Raw genomic sequence first — 16,624 nt, 5'->3', positions numbered from 1 at the left:
GTTGATTACTTGAAGAAGTGTTCGAAGGCTTCGCTGGCGCGCTGCACGTTGTCGACCAGGGTTTTCACCTCGGTGACTACGTTGGTCAGGCTCGAATCGGCACTCAGTGCACCGAACATGTTGTAGACGGTCTGGCCATTGGGCATGGTTTCGATGCCGATCGACGACAGCGGGAACATTTCCCGGCTGCGCAGCACGGCGTCGTTGAACGCGCGTACGTCGGTGATCGAATCAATGTCCACCAGCACGGTGTCGACGATGATCTGCTGGCCGGCGATGGCGATGTGAATCGGCAGACCGCCGAATTCGTTCATTTCCAGCTTGAGGCTGGGTTCGGAGCTCTGGATCAGAGACAGCGTGATTTCTTGCGAAGCCACCTCGTCCAGCGCCTTGAAAGCGTTGTAGAGGCTATCGATGTTCCAGTTGTTGCCTGCGCTCATGTAATTCTCCGACATGAAAGAGCCAGCCAGAATCGGTTGGCGTAGCTGTTGCTCCATTTGCTTGAGCAAGCTTCGGTTTTCCGGAAGCACCCAAGTTTCGTGTTTCACATAACCGGCGGCAGCCAGGCCCGCGCGCATCTGCTTCATGTAGAAGCTCGACGGTTTTTTCGCGGACGGTGTCGAGCGCACTCCCTTTGGGCTCTCTGACGCTGTAGCGGGGGAGCGGCTTTTCATGGCGATGACTCCGTTATGAACATCTCACGCGTGAGCAACACTACAACCAAATCAAAATGCCATCAATGGCTCACGCGTGAGATTTTCATGACACGCGAAAAAACGCCCGCAACGAGGCGGGCGCAGGTTTTTCTGGTTGTATCAGAGCAGGGCTCAGCGGCTGGCGACGAGGAACTCGTCGGTGGACACCACGCTGGCGTAGGCAAACCCCAGCGCCGACATGAACGCCGCATGCACGTGGGCGGCGGGAACGGTCAGGCCGTTGAATTCCAGATCGCGGCTGGCGCAGGCATCGTGGATCACCGTGACGGTGTAACCCAGATCTGCCGCTGCGCGGGTGATGCCGTCGACGCACATGTGGCTCATGCTGCCGACTACTACCAACTCCTTGATGCCCTGTTCGTCGAGGATCGATTGCAGTTCGGTTTCGCGGAACGAGTTGACGAAGTGCTTGAGTACCACCGGCTCGTCGGCGCGGTTGAGCACTTTCGGATGCAGCTTCGCGCCTTCGGAGCCCGGAGTGAAAAACGGTGCCTCGGGCGAGGTGAATTCGTGGCGGATGTGCACCACCGAATCACCGGCCTCGCGGAACGCCGCGATCAACCGGGCGGCGTTGTCCGCTGCGGCGTCGGCACCGGCCAGCGGCCACTTGCCTTGGGGGAAGTAGTCGTTCTGGATATCGACTACGATGAGCGCTTGCTTGGCCATGGGTGTGTCCTCGAAGTGAACGTTGGGTGTGGGCTCAGTATTGGCGCTGGCCACGTTTTCGAGGATTGGCCGCACCGACAATACACAGGGGAAAACTGACAATGGACGCGAAACCGGCGGTCGTCGAACTGGGTGTGCTGATCTATCCCGGCGCGCAGATGGCGGCGGTGCATGGTTTGACTGACCTGTTCGCGGTGGCCAACCGGGTCGCTGCCGAGTACCAGAGTGCGCAGTTGCCGCGCTTGCGGGTCAGCCATTGGCAGGTTGAGGGCGATCAGCCGCCGGTACGGGTCCACGACAGCAACCCCGGTGCCGAAACCGGTCTGGTGGCGGTCGTGATTCCGCCGTCCATTGGTGGTTTCTCGGCGGCCCAGGTGTCCGTCGGGTTGATTCACTGGCTGCGCGAGCAACACGCCCGCGGCGCCACCCTCGGCGGGGTGTGCGTGGGTTCTCTGCTGCTGGCCGAAAGCGGTCTGCTCGACGGTCGCAGCGCCACCACGCACTGGACGTCAGCCAAGGCGTTCGCCGAGCGTTATCCGCACATCAAACTCAAGGCCGACACACCGATTGTCGATGACGGCGACCTGATCACCACGGCCGGATTGATGGCCTGGTCGGAGCTGGGATTGCGGCTGGTCGATCGTCTGCTCGGGCCGAGCATTGCCAGCGCGACCGCGCGATTCCTGGTGGTGGAACACAGCGACAGCGCCAGTGCCTGCGGCAGCAATTTCGCCCCGATCCTCAATCATGGCGACGCGGCGATTCTCAAGGTTCAGCACTGGCTGCAAGGCAATGGCGCGACCGATGTCTCACTGACGGCGATGGCCGAGCGCGCGGGCCTGGAAGAACGTACTTTCCTGCGCCGTTTCCGCGCGGCGACCGGCCTGAAACCCACCGAATACTGCCAGCACCTGCGGGTCGGCAAGGCCCGGGAAATGCTCGAGTTCACCAATGGCACTATTGACCACATCGCGTGGACGGTGGGCTATCAGGATCCGGGAGCCTTTCGCGCGACGTTCAAGAAAATCACCGGGCTGGCGCCGAGTGAATACCGCACGCGATTCGGCGTGAGTCCGCCGCCAGCCGTGGCGAAGTAATACGCACCCGTCGTGCAAAATGCCGGAGCCCACAGCGCAGTCGTGCAGATTGAAATAGGCGCGGTGCCAGCACGGGTTTTTCAAGTGGCTGATTTGCAGGGCGTTTCCGGCGAACCCCGGTTGGCCTGATCTCTGCACCCTCTGACCTACATTCAACCCGCCGTTGGAAGGGGGACGCATGACCCCGACATCCCGCAGGAAAGTGGTCGTCGCCCACTCGGTTCGACCCGGCGCGCCACAGCATGAAGTGCAGACCAACAAAGCCCTCGCGCGATGGCTGGCGCAGATCCTCGGCCTCAAGTTCGGCGGCAGTTACGACGCTGAAAAGCATCGTGGCAGGGATATATATCTGTTGCCGACCCAGACCCTCGTCGGCGCGGCGGCCCGCGAACTGGGCGTGAGCGGTCCGGATGATCTGTGGGGCGGTTTCGTCGAGCACGACTTCATCTGCACCAAAGCCATCAGCCACGGTTTGCGCAGCCATCAGGCCCACGCGCCGCAAGGCTGGTCGCCGTTGTTTTCCGAGCGGGTGCGCACCGTGGTGCTGGACGGGCTCAGCGTCTTTGCGCTGGAGGATGCGCGGCCTGCCGCTGAACATCTGTTGTACAGCGGACCGATCCGGATCAAGCCGATTCACGCCTGTGCCGGGCGCGGACAGGAAGTGATCAAGAGCCTGGATGCGTTCGACGAAATTCTCGCCCGACCCGAGGCCGGAGAACTGTTCAGCGATGGCGTGGTGCTGGAGCAGGATTTGAGTCAGGTGGTTACCCACAGCGTCGGTCAGTCGTTCATCGGCGGCAGGGTGCTGAGTTACTGCGGTGATCAATACTTGACCAAGGACGCCCACGGCGAAGAGGTGTACGGCGGCTCGAACCTGCTGGTGGTGCAGGGCGGTTACGAGGATCTGCTGGCGCTGGATCTGCCCGACGACGTGCGTCTGGCCATTCAGCAGGCGCAGGTGTTCGACCGGGCGGCGGACGAAGCCTATCCGCGTTTCTATGCCTCGCGGCGCAATTACGACATCGCCCAGGGCCTGGACAGCGAAGGCCGGCCGCGCAGTGGCGTTCTCGAACAGTCCTGGCGCATGGGCGGCGCCAGCAGCGCGGAAGTGGCGGCGCTGCAAAGCTTCGTCAACGATCCTTCGATGCGCGCGATCCGCGTGTCATCGGTGGAAACCTATACCGATCAGGCCCTGCCAGCGGATGCCATCGAGGTGTATCGCGGGCCGGCCGAGAACAGCGACTTTCTCCTCAAATACGTAACGGTCAAATCCTATGACGGCTAGAAGCGAAAGCATTCAAATCGACATTGATGATGAACAGATGAGCGGGACGTTCCTCAGTCCCAAATCGAAAGTCCCCGGCGTGTTGTTCGTGCACGGCTGGGGCGGCAGTCAGGAGCGGGATCTGGAACGGGCCAAAGGCATCGCCGGCCTGGGTTGTGTGTGCCTGACGTTCGACCTGCGCGGGCACACCGGCGGCACCGGCATTCCGCTGAGCCGGGTCACCCGCGAAGACAATCTGCGTGACTTGCTGGCGGCCTACGACCGGCTGCTCGCCCATCCGGCGCTGGACACCTCGGCCATCGCGGTGGTGGGCACCAGCTACGGCGGTTATCTCGCCTCGATCCTGACCTCGCTGCGCCCGGTGCGCTGGCTTGCGCTGCGGGTGCCGGCGCTGTACCGCGACGAGCAATGGCATACGCCAAAACGCGATCTGGACAAGGCCGACCTGCGCGATTATCGCGGCACCCTGGTGCGCGCCGACAGCAACCGCGCCTTGCACGCCTGCTCGCAATTCACCGGGGACGTGCTGCTGGTGCAGTCGGAAACCGATGACTACGTGCCCCACGCGACGATCATGAGTTACCGCGCCGCGTGCCAGCAGACCCACTCGCTGACCCACCGCATCATCGACGGCGCCGACCATGCCCTGAGCGACCCGACCTCGCAGCAGGCCTACACCTCGATCCTGGTCGACTGGATCACCGAAATGGTGGTGGGCGAGCGGTTGAGCATCATTCAGTCCCGCTGATCAGATTTGGGTTTCTTCTCGATCCGCAATGCCTTGGCCTTGGCTTCCACCACCAGGTACATCAGCACGGTGATCAGCAGCGGCAGCAGGAAATAGATTGCCCGATAAGCCAGCAATCCTGCCACCAGACTGCCGCGCGAAGCCTCGTGTTGCAGCAGCGCCACGAACACCGCTTCCAGCACGCCGAGCCCAGCGGGAATGTGGGTGATGACCCCGGCAATCGCGCTGATCAACAGCACCCCGAGCACCAGCGGATAGTCGAGTTTGCTCGGTAGCAAGGTGAAAATCACCGCCGCCATCAGCGACCAGTTCAGCGCCCCGAGCAGCAATTGCAGGACCGCCATGCGCAGCGACGGCAGGTTGATCTCCACCCCGCGAATCGACCACTCGCGCCGTCGGGAAAACTGGCAGGCGACCAGATAACCGGCGCTCACCAACAGCAGCAACACACCAATGCCCTGCAACGCATCGCTGCTGACTTTCCAGCCCGGTGGCATGCGCACCAGTCCGCTGCTGAACACCACGCCGGCGATGGTCATGTAGCCGAACCAGTTGGTCGCCAGGCTCAGGCCGAGGATCTTGGCGATGTTGCTTTTGCTCACCCCGAGCCGCGAATACAGGCGATAGCGCATGGCGATTCCGCCGACCCATGCGCTCAAGTTGAGATTGAAGGCGTAACTGATGACGCCCACCGGCAGGATCTGTTTCCAGGTCAGATCCTGGCGGATGTAAGTGCGACCGATCAGGTCGAAACTGGCGTACACCAGAAAGCTCAGCAGGGTCAGGCTGGAGGCGATGATCAGCGTGCGCACCTTGAAGTCGGCGAGGGTTTGCAGCACCTCGGCCCATTCGATACGGCTGGCGAACATCGTCAGCAAAACGATCAGCGCAAGGAAAAACAGCAGGGTCAGCGGACGTTTCCAGCGGCTCCAGCGGGACTTGCCCGCCGGTGCCGGATGCACCGCCGCGTGGGCTTCGGAATGGCTCATGACGGATCGCTCCCGGCGGCGTGGGTGAAGGGTTTGAGCCGTGGCTTGTGCGCCGGCAGCCAGCCGGCCATCGCCGGGAAATGCCGCAGGAAGTGAAACACGAGAAAGCCCACGGTCATGTGCCAGATCCGCCCGCGCGGCGACTTCGCGGCGTCCATCGCCTTGCAGTGGTTGTGGCTGAGGTCTTCGAGGCGTTCGAACAAGTGGCGATTGAAGGCGCGGTCTCGGATCAGCACGTTGGCTTCCAGGTTCAGCGACAGGCTCAGCGGGTCGAGATTGCTCGAGCCGACGGTGCTCCATTCCTCGTCCACCAGCGCCACCTTGCCGTGCAGCGGCCGCTCGCAATATTCGTGAATCTGCACCCCGGCCTTGAGCAGGTAGTCGTAGGTCATGCGCGCGGCGAGTTTGGCCACTAGCATGTCCGGCTGCCCCTGCAGAATCAGCCGCACCTCAACCCCGCGCCGGGCTGCGTTGCGAATCTCGCGCAGCAGGCGATAGCCGGGAAAGAAGTAGGCGTTGGCGATCACCACCCGCCGTTGGGCGCGGCGCAATACCTGCAAATAAACGTCTTCGATATCCGTGTGGTGCCGGTCGTTGTCGCGGAACACCAGACGCACCTGACCGTCGTGATCGTCGAACGCCATCTCGGCACGCCGTTGCCGGCGACGCTGCCACCAGAATCTCGCCCGTCCCGGTCGGCCGCTTTGCAGCAAAGCGAAATGATGGATGTCGGCCACTGCCGGGCCCTGAATTTCCACCGAGTAATCCTGCTTCGCTTCGGGACCGAAATCGGCCAGGTGATCACCGGAAAAATTGATCCCGCCAATGAATGCGACCAACCCGTCGACCACCACAATCTTGCGATGCAACCGCCGGAACCAGTTGGTGCGAATCCCCAGATGCTTGGGGGCCGGATCGAAGATTTGCAGATGCACGCCGGCTTCACTCAGCGCGGCGAGATAGCCGGTGCTCAGTTCGCCACAACCGAAACCGTCGAGGCTGACGGTGGTGCGCACGCCACGCCGGGCGGCATCGATCAGGATCTCCTGCAATTCCTTGCCGACCTTGTCTTCGAAGACGATGAAGGTCTCCAGCAGGATTTCGCTTTTCGCCGCGCGCATCGCTTCGAACACCCGGGGGAAATATTCCTCGCCGTTTTCCAGCAGCTCGATCCGGTTGTTGCCCTGCCAGCGATACTCGACATCGACGGTGCCCGGCTCGCGCACGGGCGGGGTGATGCTGACGGGCTCCACAGCGGATTTCTCCAACGGTGCACTGCTCATAGTTCAATCTCCACCGATAGCGGTGCGTGGTCGGAAAGGTGTGACCAGGGACGGTTCGCCAGCACTTTTGGCTGACTGGCCTTGAGGTTGCGTACGTAGATCCGGTCCAGGCGCAGCAATGGCAGACGTGCGGGAAAGCTGCGCGCCGACCGGCCGTGATGCGCCGCAAATACTTCACGCAGGCCACAGGGTTCAAGCAAGGCATCGGCGCGCTGGCGCCAGTCGTTGAAATCACCGGCGACGATCACCGGCGCGTCATCAGGCAGTTCGGCCAGACGTTCTCGCAGCAGGCGCAGTTGATCGTTGCGATGACTTTCGCGCAGGCCCAGATGGACGCAGATCGCATGCACTTCACGGTCATCTCCCGGCAGGCGCAGCACGCAGTGCAACAGGCCACGGTTTTCGTGGCCGCTGATCGAAACGTCGAGGTTGTCATGGCGCACGATCTGGAATTTCGACAGCACTGCATTGCCATGATCGCCCTCCGGATACACGGCGTTGCGCCCGTAGGCGAACTGCGGCCAGAGGCTGTCGGCGAGAAACTCGTACTGCGGCATCGTCGGCCAGTTTTCGTAACGTTTGGGATGGTGCTCGTGGGTGCCGTGGACTTCCTGAAGAAACACCACATCGGCGGACACGCTGCGCACCGCTTCGCGCAATTCCGGCAGGATGAAGCGCCGGTTCAGCGCGGTGAAACCCTTGTGGGTGTTGACCGTCAGCACGGTGAAACGGCGCACCGTGGTGATGAGCGTGGACTGCTCGTCGGTGAAGCCAAGCGGCTCGGGAATGCTCATGCGAGTACTCCTTCGGCGGCCGGTTCACCGGGCTCGGTTTCGAGGTTTTTATCCAGATCGAAACGCTGCAGGAGACTGCGGGCATCGAAAGGCGCGCGGACCTTGATGTCGTTGTCGAAGTAGCAGAACACCTCGCGGGATTTACGGGTCCGAGGCTTCAGGCGTGGCGCGATCAAATGGGCGTCGCCCGGTTGCCGGCCGTGGTGCCAGGCGTCGATCCGCTCGGCCCAGCGTTGCAGGGCGGCACGGGTGTAACCGCTGGCGTAAAGTTCTTCGGCACCGTGCAGGCGCAGGTAGACGAAATCGCTGGTGAGGTCTTCGCGGTACGGCCATTTCCCGGCGGTGTCGGCAATCACCAGCGCGGTGTTGTAGCGTTTGAGCAGGCGCACGAAGTCGGGGTCGATGAAACTGTCGTTGCGGATTTCCACGGCATGGCGCAGTGGTTTTTTGCCGTAGGCCTTCAAGCTCGCGTGGCCGTGCAGGTGTGAGTCGTGCTGACGGGCGAGCTCGGCGGCAGCCTGGGTGTCGTGGGGCAACTGATCGAGAAAGGCTTCGAAGCGTTCGGGGTCGAACGTGAAGTTGGGCGGGAACTGCCAGAGGACCGGACCGAGTTTTTCCTTCAGCTCCAGCACTCCGGAGGCGAAGAAATTGGCCAGGGGTTTTTCGATATCGCGCAGGCGGCGGATGTGGGTGATGAAGCGGGGCGCCTTGATGCTGAACACGAAGTCATCCGGCGTCTCGGCGTACCACTGGGCGTAGCGTTCCGGCCGTTGCAGGGCGTAGAACGATCCGTTGATTTCGATGCTGTTGACCGCCCGTGAGGCGAACTGCAATTCGCGTTTCTGCGCCAGCCCCTTCGGGTAAAAGTCCCCGCGCCACGGGGCGTAACGCCAGCCTGAAATACCGATATGAATCGTTGCCATGCCGCCCTCCCGTCGAAAGTCCCCGTACGGCCTCTGTCTGTGGATGACTGCGGGCGGTCCGGGAAAGTTTCGACGGGATTACGGACGGTCGGGCTGCCGGATCAGTGCCCGGTGACAATCCGGGCCGAGCCTTCGGCGGGTTCGGCGTACACCGGGCCCAGGCGATCGAGGCGACCGCTCCAGGCGGTCAGGGTCAGCGCCACCAGTACTACCAGCCCGCCGATCCATGCAGTGTGAATCAGGCCGACGTGCTCGACGATCAAACCACCACCCCACGCGCCACCGGCAATACCGAGGTTGAACGCGGCAATGTTCAGCCCCGAGGCCACGTCCACGGCGTGCGGTGTGTGATGTTCAGCCTGACGCACCACATACACCTGTAAGCCCGGCACGTTGCCGAAGGCGACCGCACCCCAGACCAGCACGGTGGCCAGCGCCAGCCATGGATTTCCTGCGGTGAAAGTAAGCACGAACAGCACGGCGGCGAGCAGGGCGAAGATGATTTTCAGCGCGCTGATCGGCCCGCGTTTGTCCGCCAGTTTGCCGCCCCAGATGTTGCCGACCGCCACCGACACGCCGTACACCAGCAACACCAGGCTGACGGTGCCGGCGCTGAAGCCGGAGATGTCTTGAAGGATCGGCGCCAGGAATGTGAAGGCGATGAACGAACCGCCGTAACCGATGGCCGTCATGGCGTACACCAGCAACAGGCGCGGTTGCTTGAGCACCTGCAATTGCTGCAACAGCGAGGCTGGTTTGCTGTGGGCGATGTTTTTCGGCACGTACAGCAAGCTGCCGATGAACGCGATCACGCCGAGTGCCGACACGGCGAGGAAGGTTTCACGCCAGCCGAAATGCTGACCGATGAACGTGCCCAGCGGCACGCCGGTGACCAGTGCCACGGTCAGGCCGGTGAACATGATCGCAATCGCACTGGCGGCTTTTTCCTTGGGCACCAGGCTGGTGGCGATGGTCGAGCCGATGGAGAAGAACACGCCATGGGCCAGACCCGTGACGATCCGCGCCACTACCAGCGATTCATAACTCGGCGCCAGCCAGGCCAGCAGGTTGCCGAGGGTGAACAGCACCATCAGCGACAGCAGCAACAGTTTGCGCGGGACTTTGCCGGTGAGGGCGGTCAGCACCGGCGCACCGATGGCTACGCCGAGGGCATAGAGACTGACCAGCAGACCGGCGGACGGCAGGCTGACGCCGAGATCGGCGCCGATGGTGGGAAGCAGGCCAACGATGACGAACTCGGTCGTCCCGATGGCGAAAGCGCTGAGGGTCAGCGCGAGCAGGGCAATGGGCATGACGGCACTCCGGTGGGGGATTGAATGGAGCGCAGTGTCGGGGTTTGGTGGGTGTGGAAAAATACGGGGATGGGCATTTGATATTTGACCTGAGAGCAAAGATCAAAAGCCCGCCCTCACCCTAACCCTCTCCCCGAGGGAGAGGGGACTGATCGATGTGCCCTTTTAAGTTACGCCGACGTGATACACCGAGCCGTACTCAGGTTTCGACACAGCACAGACCGGCTCTCGGACTTGAGATCAAAACGAACCTTTCAGGTCGATGTAACTATTGAAAACAACTCAGTCGGCTCCCTCTCCCTCTGGGAGAGGGCTGGGGTGAGGGGGCTCTTGATTTCGCCGCAAAAACCGAACTTGCCTGCAATTTACCGATCAGTTCCTTACAGGTTCAACCAAGGGAGCTCTGCGTTTTGACCAGGTTCAGGATCGCGATTCTATTGGGGGCATTGCTGTTGTTCGACGGCAATGCAGTGCAAGCCGCCAGCCTGCCGGGTGTTCCGGCGGCCAGTGAAGAGCCGGCCAAACCGGAGCCGATCGTGCAGGGCGGGCTGCTCGGCGCCATCAGTTCCAGCATCGACGACGTGCAGGACAAACTCGATCTCAACGAGCATCTGGTCGACGCCTGGCGCCTGCGCGCCGACCGGGCGGCGGATGAAGTCGACAGGCTGGTCAACCAACCCTCGAACCGCTCGGGCTGGAGCGTGGCGGGGGATTTCCTGATGCTCTCCGGCGTGTGGCTGGGCACCTTTGCCGTGTTGACCGTGCTCGGCAGCGTGCTGGGCAAACGCCTGCGGGAAGGGCGCTGGCTGCGCACCCGCCAGCGCAGTCAGGACCTGCTCGGTTACCTGTTGCCCTACACGCTGCCCGCACTGATCTGTCTGCCGCTGACCCTGTACGTCAGCCATTTTCTGTCGGCCTCGGTCGGTCGCGCGCTGGCGCTGTGTTTTGCCTACGCCACCAGCAGCGGGATATTTTCCACGTCGATGCTGTTGTGTGTGGTGGTGATGTTCAACACCGGCCACAAGCGCCGCGCCGTGCAGATCATTCGCGACTACTGCCCGAAACCGCTGTTCCTGATCGGTTTTCTCGCCGCGTTGAGTGATGCCCTGACCAGCCCGCAGATCGCCCGCCAACTGGGCGGCAACATCACCAGCAGCATCGCGGTGTTCACCGGTCTGCTGGCGTCGATCATCTTCGGTCTGCTGGTGATTCGCCTGCGTCGGCCGGTGGCGCACCTGATCCGCAATCGCCCGCTGGCCCAGCGCCTGAAACAACCGTCGATGCAGGAATCGCTGCGGATTTTTTCCGGGCTCTGGTACTGGCCGATCGTGCTGATGGTGCTGGTCTCGGCGGTCAACCTGATCGGCATTGGCGAGGATAACCAGAAAGCCCTGCGCTGCGCGTTGCTCACCACGGTGCTGCTGATCGGCACGGTGTTTCTCAGCACTGTGCTGCAACACCTGTTCAAGTCGCGCAAGGCCGAGGCGATCCAGCGCAGCAGCGCCTACAAGGAACGTTTCCTCAGCCTGTTGCACGCCTTGCTGCGGATCGTCGTTGCGATTGCGTTCATCGATATCCTCGGGCGGATCTGGGGTGTGTCGCTGCTCGACTTCGCGCAAAGCAGCACGGTCGGTCGGGCGATCAGCAATGCCCTGAGCAGCATCGGCCTGATCTTCCTCGTGACGTGGCTGCTGTGGGTGGTGCTCGACACGGCGATCCAGGAAGCACTGAAACCACCGGTCAGCAAACGCTCGGCGCGCCAGCCCAGCACCCGGGTGAAAACCATCCTGCCGCTGCTGCGCAACGCGATCAAAATCATCTTGGTGGTGATCTGCGCGATCACCACCATGGCCAATCTTGGGATCAACGTCGCGCCGTTGCTGGCCGGTGCCGGGGTGGTCGGTCTGGCCATCGGTTTCGGCTCGCAGCAACTGGTGCAGGACGTGATCACCGGGCTGTTCATCATCATCGAAGACACCCTCTCGATCGGCGACTGGGTGGTGCTCGATTCCGGGCATGCCGGCACGGTCGAGGGCCTGACCATTCGCACCCTGCGCCTGCGTGACGGCAAGGGCTTCGTGCACTCGGTGCCGTTCGGTCAGATCAAGGCCGTGACCAATCAATCGCGGCAGTTTGCGTTCGCGTTTTTCTCGGTGCAGTTCACCTACGACACCGATGTCGACAAGGCCATCGAGCTGATCCGCGAGGCGGGAGATTCGATCCGCGAAGATCCATTCCTCAAGTACAACCTGCAAGGGCCGCTGGATGTGTTCGGTGTGGACAAGATGGACCTGAACGGCGTGGTGCTGACCGCGCAATTTCGCACGGTTTCCGGCGGGCAATATGCGGTGAGCCGCGCATTCAACCAGCGTCTGAAAAAGCTTGTGGATAACAGCCCGTGGGTGCATTTCGCGCAGACTTATCCACAGCAGGTTTTGCTGCCCAAGCGACAGGAAGAAGAGGTGGCGCCGGCGCATTCGTCGGTGGTGTTGCCGGAGCAGGCGCGCACTCAGTGACGGGTCAGCTTGTTGCGGATTTCACTCATGGCGGCGGAGTCCAGTTCCACCCAGAATTGTTGCTTGCCCGCGACCTCGGCAGCGACCGGCAATCCGTCGCGATACACCAGCCGATTGCTCGCCAGAGCCGGCACCTTCGCCCCCGGTAACAAGGTGCCGGCGAGGTTCAGCGGATCGACGCCGCACACCGCGATCAGGCTGCCGTCATGAGGCCGACGGCGGACTTCGCGCAGCAGCGGAATCGCCTCGGGCAGGGCGAGCTGCTCGCCGGCCAGACCGCTGACAAAGCGTCCGCCGCGAATCTCGCCCCGCGCTTCCAGTCGATGGAACGTGCGCAGCAGTTCGCGCCAGCTCGGCAGCCAATCGGCTTCGCGCTCCAACAGGCGCCAGAACACCACGCCATAGCGACGCAACAAGGTAATGGCGATGTGTTCGAGGGTTTCGGGCGACGCTGTTTGACGGTTTTCCACAACCGGCCCGCGACGCAATAACGCCCAGCGCCCGGCATCGTCCATGCCACCGACAAACGCCCCGCGCCCGCGTCGACTGCTGCGCTGCTGGCGCTTGCTCGCCGGGGTGATCAGCGCCCGCAATCCGGCAAAGCTGTCGGCATTCACTAGGCCGGCGCCGACCAGTTCCTGCAAGGCGATTTCCAGCTCGGTGCGCAGCAGGTGCGCTTCATGAATCAGCTCATCGAAAAACAGCGCGCCGTGCTGGCTGAGTGCGTCGAAAACCTTGCGGGTTTTGGGCGACAGTTCGCTGACTGGCGTCTGTTCGGCCAGTGCACTCCACAAGCCAACCTGACTGCGCGGCAGCAACACGATCGGTGTGCTGCGCAACGCCGTGCCGCTGATGTTTTGTCGGGCGCTTAGGCGCGTCCATACCAGCTTGCCGCTGCGACACAGATCGTCCAGCCAGGTCGGTGAATAGTCCTTGAGCCGCGCGGGAAGGAGGTCGCTGTCCCACGCCGAAGCGGCAGCCGGGTAGCCTTCGAACTGACCGACAATCGCTGGCAAGACGGTGTTGCCCTGACCACGGGTAGACGGAGACAAGTGCTGCCAGTCGAACAGAAACCGCATGAAATCCTGCAACGCCACCGGCTCGATTTCCCGGCGCAGACGCTTGACCGTGTAGCGGTGAATGCGCGCCAGCAGATGGCGTTCGCACCATTCCTCAACGGGCGATCCCGGCGTGAACTGGCCGCGCAGTACATAACCTTCGCGCTCCAGATGAGCGAGGGCTTGATGGACAGAGGCCGGCATCAGGGCCAGCGGCTCGGCAATCGCCGCCAGCGGTAGCGGGCCGAATGCGCCGAGCCGCGCGCGGATCACTTCGATCAGTGCGTCATCGGCTGTCCATGGTTCGTCGAAACCGGGCAGCGTGGGGAGTGCCGACTGCGCCTGTGGATAAAGCGCTTGCAGACAGGTCAGGCGTTCCCGCGCCAGCCACAGCGAATGCTCGGGATCGATTTGCAGTTGGCAGGCTCGCCCGGTCTCGGCCAACGCATTCAGCCAGTCGCGCCAATGCAGGTTGGCCTCGACTTCGCGGCCGCTGATGCAGGCCAGGCTCATCAACGCTTCGTGCATTTCATCGGCGCTGTTCGGTGTCGGCCAGGCTTCTTCACGTACGGCGGTGATCGCGTCGGCGTCCAGCGCGCCGAGGTCATCGGTGGATTGCGGATCGCTCCAGCGGCGATTCAGCACGGCCTGGGTCCGCCGCTCTTCCAGTGGTGCATCGTCAAGAAAGGTGTAGGGGCGGGCGCTGAGGATTTCCGCCGCCAGCGGCGAGGGCGCCGGCAGGTCGCGAGCGATCAGCCGCACTTCGCCGCATTCCATGCGCCGCAGCAATTGCAGCCAGCCTTCGCAGTCCATCGCCTCGTGCAGGCAATCGTCGAGGGTCTGTTCCACCAGCGGATGCTCGGGAATTTCCCGTTCGCCGGCGAGATTTTCCAGGCAGGCGATCTGATCGGGAAACACGCTGGCGATGAGGTCTTCGCTTTTCATTCGCTGCAACTGCGGCGCGACTTTGCGCCCGCCCGTGTAGCGCGGCAGGGCCAGCGCCACCCCGGCATTCCAGCGCCAGCGCACACCGAACAGCGGTGCATCCAGCACCGCCTGAATCAGGATGTGCTCGGCGCTGTTGCTGTGCAGATAACGCCAGACGTCATCGAGCTCGAAACTGTGGCTGGTGGACAGCGACAGGACGATGGCGTCTTCACTGGCGGCGGCCTGCAATTCGAAGTTGAAGGTGCGACAGAAACGCTTGCGCAGTGCCAGACCCCAGGCGCGGTTGATGCGGCTGCCGAACGGCGAATGGATGATCAGTTGGGTGCCGCCGGACTCGTCGAAAAACCGCTCCATCAGCAGCGTGTCCCGGGACGGCAGGGCGCCGAGGGCGAGGCGGGCGCGGGCCAGATAATCCACGAGCTGTTCGGCGCTGGCCAGGTTCAGGCCGAGGGTGTCGGTCAGCCAGTCGAGGGCAGGTTGCAGATTGCCGGGGCTGGCACTGAGCAATTGATCGAGTTGCGCGTGCAGCCGAGCCACGGCCGCCGACAGTTCATCGCTGCGCCCCGGCGCCTCGCCGAGCCAGAACGGAATGGTCGGTGGCTGACCCTGGGCATCCTCGACCCGCACCTTGCCGGTTTCCACTCGCAGGATGCGATAGGAGGCGTTGCCGAGCTGGAACACGTCGCCGGCAATGCTTTCCACGGCGAAGTCTTCGTTGACGCTGCCGATGTTCAGGCCCTGAGGTTCGAGCAAAACGCTGTAGTCAGCGTTGTCGGGGATGGTGCCGCCGCTGGTGACGGCGGCCAGCCGTGCGCCGCGTCGTCCGCGCAGGGTTCGGCTGACGGCGTCGCGGTGCAGGTAGGCGCTGCGGATGCCCTGGCGGCCGTTGTAACCCTCGGCGAGCATCGCCAGCAGGGCCTGATAATGTTTTTCGTCGAGGCGGGCGTAGGGCTCGGCCCGGCGGAACAGCGCGAGCAAATCGTCCTCGGCCCATTCCTGGCAACTGACCTCGGCGATGATCTGCTGCGCCAGCACATCCAGCGGCGCCTCGGGGATGTGCAGCGTATCGAGTTCACCCCGGCGCACGCAGTCGAGCAGGGCGGCGCATTCGATCAGGTCGTCGCGAGTGGTGGCGAACAGGCGGCCCTTGGGCGTACCACCGACCTGGTGCCCGGAGCGGCCAACTCTTTGCAGAAAACCGGCAATCGAGCGCGGTGAAGCGATCTGACAGACGAGGTCGACTTCGCCGATATCGATGCCCAGCTCCAGCGAGGCGGTGGCGATCAGCACTTGCAGCTCGCCGCGTTTAAGCCTTTGCTCGGCGTCGAGGCGAAACTCCTTCGCCAGACTGCCGTGGTGCGCGGCCACCGCGTGTTTGCCGAGGCGTTCGCTCAGGTGCCGGCTCAGGCGTTCGGCCAGGCGTCGGGTGTTGACGAAAATCAACGTGGTGCGGTGTTCACGGGCCAGTGCGGCGAGGCGGTCGTAGACCAGTTCCCAGACGTCATTGGCCATCACCGCCGACAACGGCACCGGCGGCACTTCGATGCCCAGATCCCGTGGGCGGGCGTGGCCGATGTCGATGATTTCGCACGGGCGGTCATGGCCGACCAGAAAACGCGCAACCGCATCGATCGGTTTTTGCGTGGCTGACAGACCGATGCGGGTCAGTGGTTCAGGACACAGCGCCTGCAAGCGTTCGAGGCTCAAGGCCAGGTGACTGCCGCGTTTGCCGGCGGCGATGGCGTGGATTTCATCGACGATCACCGTGCGCGTGGTGCCGAGCATTTTTCGGCCGGATTCCGAGCCGAGCAGCACGTAGAGCGATTCCGGGGTGGTCACCAGAATGTGCGGCGCGCTCTTGCGCATGGCGGCGCGGTCTTTCTGCGGGGTGTCGCCGGTGCGCACGGCGGTGGTGATTTCCAGCGCCGGCAGATCCATTTGGCGCAGCTGGTCGGTAATCCCGGTCAGCGGGTTCTGCAGATTGATGCGGATGTCGTTGGACAGCGCCTTGAGCGGCGAAACGTAGACCACCAGGGTTTCGTCCGGCAGACCGTCTGGGGTTTCCAGGCCACGGTGGACCAGTTCGTCGAGCACCGCGAGGAACGCGGTGAGGGTCTTGCCGGAGCCGGTGGGCGCGGCGATCAGCGTCGAGCGGCGTTGGCGGATCAACGGCCATGCGCGGGCCTGGGCGGCCGTTACCGTCGGGAAGGTGCTGCTGAACCAGGCGCTGACGGCGGGGTGGAAGCCTGCCAGGGCCGCGTCCTTGGGGAGGGGCAGATTCATGGCTT

The 16,624-nt window shown here is 63.1% G+C and carries 12 protein-coding genes; 4 read left to right on the top strand and 8 right to left on the bottom strand.

Annotated features, from left to right (window positions below; all coding sequences use genetic code 11):
* Positions 1–5: 5 nt before the first annotated feature.
* Positions 6–674 (bottom strand): YjfI family protein, encoded by a 669-nt coding sequence (locus tag L6D82_RS10055; protein WP_085747598.1) that lies wholly within the window; start codon positions 672–674, stop codon positions 6–8.
* Between the two features lie 153 nt (positions 675–827).
* Positions 828–1,382 carry a cysteine hydrolase family protein gene (locus L6D82_RS10050; protein WP_236188918.1) on the bottom strand — a complete coding sequence of 185 codons (555 nt, stop codon included), beginning with the start codon at positions 1,380–1,382 and terminating at the stop codon, positions 828–830.
* A 101-nt stretch (positions 1,383–1,483) separates the two neighbouring features.
* Here L6D82_RS10050 and L6D82_RS10045 point away from each other — a divergent pair, with 101 nt between their 5' ends.
* The 3 genes from L6D82_RS10045 to L6D82_RS10035 all read left to right on the top strand — a co-directional run bounded on the left by L6D82_RS10045 (position 1,484) and on the right by L6D82_RS10035 (position 4,512).
* The gene (locus L6D82_RS10045; protein ID WP_236188916.1) at positions 1,484–2,479 is read left to right on the top strand and encodes a GlxA family transcriptional regulator; all 996 of its coding nucleotides are present in this window, start codon (positions 1,484–1,486) and stop codon (positions 2,477–2,479) included.
* A 178-nt stretch (positions 2,480–2,657) separates the two neighbouring features.
* Positions 2,658–3,764, top strand: coding sequence for a DUF3182 family protein (locus L6D82_RS10040; RefSeq protein ID WP_085747601.1), 1,107 nt, complete (start codon positions 2,658–2,660; stop codon positions 3,762–3,764).
* A complete protein-coding gene (locus L6D82_RS10035; RefSeq protein WP_007955615.1) occupies positions 3,754–4,512 on the top strand; it encodes an alpha/beta hydrolase family protein in 759 nt (252 codons plus the stop codon). Before L6D82_RS10040 ends, L6D82_RS10035 begins: the two co-directional genes overlap by 11 nt.
* On the opposite strand, the gene L6D82_RS10030 is transcribed toward L6D82_RS10035, so the two are convergent.
* From L6D82_RS10030 to L6D82_RS10010, 5 genes are all read right to left on the bottom strand, one after another.
* Positions 4,500–5,501: a lysylphosphatidylglycerol synthase domain-containing protein gene (locus L6D82_RS10030; protein WP_007955613.1), complete on the bottom strand. Its 1,002-nt coding sequence runs from the start codon at positions 5,499–5,501 to the stop codon at positions 4,500–4,502. The two genes, L6D82_RS10035 and L6D82_RS10030, sit on opposite strands and share 13 nt — an antisense overlap.
* Positions 5,498–6,784 carry a cardiolipin synthase ClsB gene (gene clsB / locus L6D82_RS10025; protein WP_085747603.1) on the bottom strand — a complete coding sequence of 429 codons (1,287 nt, stop codon included), beginning with the start codon at positions 6,782–6,784 and terminating at the stop codon, positions 5,498–5,500. The genes L6D82_RS10030 and clsB overlap by 4 nt, the downstream gene beginning before the upstream one ends.
* Positions 6,781–7,578: an endonuclease/exonuclease/phosphatase family protein gene (locus L6D82_RS10020; protein ID WP_236188915.1), complete on the bottom strand. Its 798-nt coding sequence runs from the start codon at positions 7,576–7,578 to the stop codon at positions 6,781–6,783. The genes clsB and L6D82_RS10020 overlap by 4 nt, the downstream gene beginning before the upstream one ends.
* Positions 7,575–8,501: a DUF72 domain-containing protein gene (locus tag L6D82_RS10015; RefSeq protein WP_236188914.1), complete on the bottom strand. Its 927-nt coding sequence runs from the start codon at positions 8,499–8,501 to the stop codon at positions 7,575–7,577. Before L6D82_RS10015 ends, L6D82_RS10020 begins: the two co-directional genes overlap by 4 nt.
* 101 nt (positions 8,502–8,602) lie before the next feature.
* Positions 8,603–9,814 (bottom strand): MFS transporter, encoded by a 1,212-nt coding sequence (locus tag L6D82_RS10010; protein ID WP_236188913.1) that lies wholly within the window; start codon positions 9,812–9,814, stop codon positions 8,603–8,605.
* Positions 9,815–10,224: 410 nt separating this feature from the next.
* Here L6D82_RS10010 and L6D82_RS10005 point away from each other — a divergent pair, with 410 nt between their 5' ends.
* Entirely contained in the window at positions 10,225–12,330 is a 2,106-nt protein-coding gene (locus L6D82_RS10005; RefSeq protein ID WP_236188911.1) for a mechanosensitive ion channel family protein, read from the top strand.
* Here the strand turns inward: L6D82_RS10005 and L6D82_RS10000 are convergent.
* Complete coding sequence (locus L6D82_RS10000) at positions 12,324–16,619, bottom strand: DEAD/DEAH box helicase (RefSeq protein WP_236188909.1); 4,296 nt, start codon at positions 16,617–16,619, stop codon at positions 12,324–12,326. The genes L6D82_RS10005 and L6D82_RS10000 overlap by 7 nt on opposite strands.
* Positions 16,620–16,624 lie beyond the last annotated feature (5 nt).

This window comes from Pseudomonas paraglycinae (assembly GCF_021601625.1).
In the GTDB taxonomy this organism is placed as follows: domain Bacteria; phylum Pseudomonadota; class Gammaproteobacteria; order Pseudomonadales; family Pseudomonadaceae; genus Aquipseudomonas; species Aquipseudomonas paraglycinae.
The sequence above is the reverse complement of the archived record's forward strand: the minus strand, read 5'-3'. Positions and strand labels throughout refer to the sequence as shown.

Excerpts from the sequence above, each read along its gene's own strand:
- L6D82_RS10055 (WP_085747598.1), bottom strand. The coding sequence starts at position 674 with ATGAAAAGCCGCTCCCCCGCTACAGCGTCAGAGAGCCCAAAGGGAGTG.
- L6D82_RS10050 (WP_236188918.1), bottom strand. The coding sequence starts at position 1,382 with ATGGCCAAGCAAGCGCTCATCGTAGTCGATATCCAGAACGACTACTTC.
- L6D82_RS10045 (WP_236188916.1), top strand. The coding sequence starts at position 1,484 with ATGGACGCGAAACCGGCGGTCGTCGAACTGGGTGTGCTGATCTATCCC.
- L6D82_RS10040 (WP_085747601.1), top strand. The coding sequence starts at position 2,658 with ATGACCCCGACATCCCGCAGGAAAGTGGTCGTCGCCCACTCGGTTCGA.
- L6D82_RS10035 (WP_007955615.1), top strand. The coding sequence starts at position 3,754 with ATGACGGCTAGAAGCGAAAGCATTCAAATCGACATTGATGATGAACAG.
- L6D82_RS10030 (WP_007955613.1), bottom strand. The coding sequence starts at position 5,501 with ATGAGCCATTCCGAAGCCCACGCGGCGGTGCATCCGGCACCGGCGGGC.
- clsB (WP_085747603.1), bottom strand. The coding sequence starts at position 6,784 with ATGAGCAGTGCACCGTTGGAGAAATCCGCTGTGGAGCCCGTCAGCATC.
- L6D82_RS10020 (WP_236188915.1), bottom strand. The coding sequence starts at position 7,578 with ATGAGCATTCCCGAGCCGCTTGGCTTCACCGACGAGCAGTCCACGCTC.
- L6D82_RS10015 (WP_236188914.1), bottom strand. The coding sequence starts at position 8,501 with ATGGCAACGATTCATATCGGTATTTCAGGCTGGCGTTACGCCCCGTGG.
- L6D82_RS10010 (WP_236188913.1), bottom strand. The coding sequence starts at position 9,814 with ATGCCCATTGCCCTGCTCGCGCTGACCCTCAGCGCTTTCGCCATCGGG.
- L6D82_RS10000 (WP_236188909.1), bottom strand. The coding sequence starts at position 16,619 with ATGAATCTGCCCCTCCCCAAGGACGCGGCCCTGGCAGGCTTCCACCCC.